Origin of the sequence: Streptomyces sp. M-16, from assembly GCF_052114405.1 — a bacterium.
In the GTDB taxonomy this organism is placed as follows: domain Bacteria; phylum Actinomycetota; class Actinomycetes; order Streptomycetales; family Streptomycetaceae; genus Streptomyces.
The window spans coordinates 1-1,801 of the sequence record NZ_JBFRER010000287.1 but is presented as its reverse complement, the minus strand read 5'-3'; the positions used below and the strand labels follow the sequence as shown (position 1 = coordinate 1,801).

The following is a 1,801-nucleotide window of genomic DNA, read 5'->3' as shown; positions in this document are numbered from 1 at the left end:
AGATGATGCGCGACGTGTGATTTTCAGTGGTTGGCGACAGGGCTTTCAGTAGGTGTTTTTGCTGGTGGGCGGGTTGCGGGGTGTCGTTCTTCTGCTGAAGGCCGGTGTCGTTTCCCGCTGAAGGTCTGCTGTCGCGTGTGTGGGGTGGGTGGTTAGCGGTGTTCGGGGCAGTGCCTGGTTCCGTGCCACCGGTCGAGGTGTTCGTGGGCCTGCGTATCGCCTGTGGCGGCGAGGRCTGCCTGGCGTCGTAGGAAGCGCTTGTAGGTGATCATGCCTGCTGTGAGATAGGTCATCGCGATGCTTCCGGGTATGGCGACGGCGAGGTACAGGGTGTTGTTGTCCGCAGTGGGCGGGATGCGTTCAGACCACATCAGGCTGGCCATGCCCAGGGGGAAGAGGAGCCAGCCGCGCATCATTTTGGGGCCGGTCCAGAAGTCTGTGTGCGCGTGGGCGAGCCGGCGGGGCCATGAGGTTCGTCCGAGGGCCTCGCGCCGCATCCGGAGGGCGGGGATGAGGAACGTGAGGGCGTAGGTCAGCTTGAGGAGCTTGCCGGGGCGCTGGTCGAGGAGCGCGGTCCATTCCTCTTCGTAGCGCAGTGCCGGTTCTGCGTCGGGGATGCGGTGGGCTGCCCATCGGATGGTTCTGCGGGCCAGCCACGGGCTGATGTCGACTGCTTCGTTGACGAGGAGCCCGGCGATGAGTGGGGCGATGTAGCGCAGGAGATCTATCACGCGATTCCCCATCCGGGGCTGCGCAGGGGGTTTGCCCGTGCGGGGGGTGAGGGGAGTGCGCCACGTCGTTCGAGCAGTACTTCACGGACTCCGGCGGTGCCGTTCGGGGTGAGCCGGTAGAAGCGCTTGCGCGGCACTCCGGGGGTTTGTTCTGCGGTCTCCCAACTGCTCTCCAGCCATCCCGCTGATTCCAGGCGGGCGAGGATCGGGTAGACGCTGCCGGTGGGCTTCTTGGCGGCCTGTGCGATGGCGTACCCGTGGACGCCCTCCTCGGATACGAGCAGGGCCTCCATCACGTCGAGCGTTGCCTGCGTGACCTTGAATGGCCTGTCCATAACCGAATTCTAGCTATATAGAGTTAGGTTGTCCAGGGTTCAACAGACCCTGACCGCAGCTCCCTTCGGGGGCTGGATCCCGCTCGGGAGAGCACAGGCCTGACTGCTCGGCTCGCTGGGGTCGTCACTCGTTGGTGGGATGCGGTTCGGCGTGTCGGTGTGGGGTGCGTGGTCGTGGACAGCGTTCCGGGGCGGGGATGGGCGTCTGCGGGAGGGGCTGATGGTTGAAGACGGTCCCGGTGGCTTCGCTGACTGGGTGGCGCCGGCCGTCGTCGGGCGGGAGGCGGCGGTCACGCGCCTGATGGCCCTCGATGGTCGCGGTGAACTCGGTTCTGTACACGTGCGGTTGACTGCTTCGGCTTTGGACGTGTCCGAGCGGACGGTGTGGAGCTGGTTGTCGGTGGCCCGGCGTGAGGGGCGTCTGTCGGCCCGGACGCTGGCTCGGGCCGGTGTGAGTGCGGATGTCCGCGCGCGTCTGGCGGTGTGGGGCGGGAACGTGGCCGCGGTCCATCGTGAGCTGGTCGCCGAGGCGGTGAAGGCTGGTGTCGTGGACTCGGTGCCTTCTCTTCGTGCTCTGCAGCGTGCCGTGCGGCAGGACTTGTCGGCGGGGGAGCGGGCTGGGTTGAAGGGTGGTGAGGGGGCCCGGCGTCGGTATGACGTCTATGGCAAGCGCCCGCGGATGCACCGGAACGCGTGTTGGGAGGGTGATCACAAGAGGGTCCCGGTGCGCGTGGA

2 protein-coding genes and 1 pseudogene are annotated in these 1,801 nt (G+C 66.6%); 1 reads left to right on the top strand and 2 read right to left on the bottom strand.

From position 1 onward, the window contains the following. Nucleotides 1-152 precede the first annotated feature (152 nt). Both AB4039_RS42130 and AB4039_RS42125 read right to left on the bottom strand, forming a co-directional pair. Nucleotides 153-731 (bottom strand): hypothetical protein, encoded by a 579-nt coding sequence (locus tag AB4039_RS42130; RefSeq protein WP_442273295.1) that lies wholly within the window; start codon nt 729-731, stop codon nt 153-155. Next, nucleotides 728-1,066: a PadR family transcriptional regulator gene (locus AB4039_RS42125; RefSeq protein WP_399456634.1), complete on the bottom strand. Its 339-nt coding sequence runs from the start codon at nt 1,064-1,066 to the stop codon at nt 728-730. The genes AB4039_RS42130 and AB4039_RS42125 overlap by 4 nt, the downstream gene beginning before the upstream one ends. A 220-nt stretch (nt 1,067-1,286) precedes the next feature. Between AB4039_RS42125 and AB4039_RS42120 the strand changes: the two are divergent. Then, a pseudogene (locus AB4039_RS42120) lies at nt 1,287-1,801 on the top strand (ISNCY family transposase); the annotation flags it as partial.

Coding starts and splice junctions, on each gene's coding strand:
- AB4039_RS42125 (WP_399456634.1), bottom strand. CDS start 1,066: ATGGACAGGCCATTCAAGGTCACGCAGGCAACGCTCGACGTGATGGAG.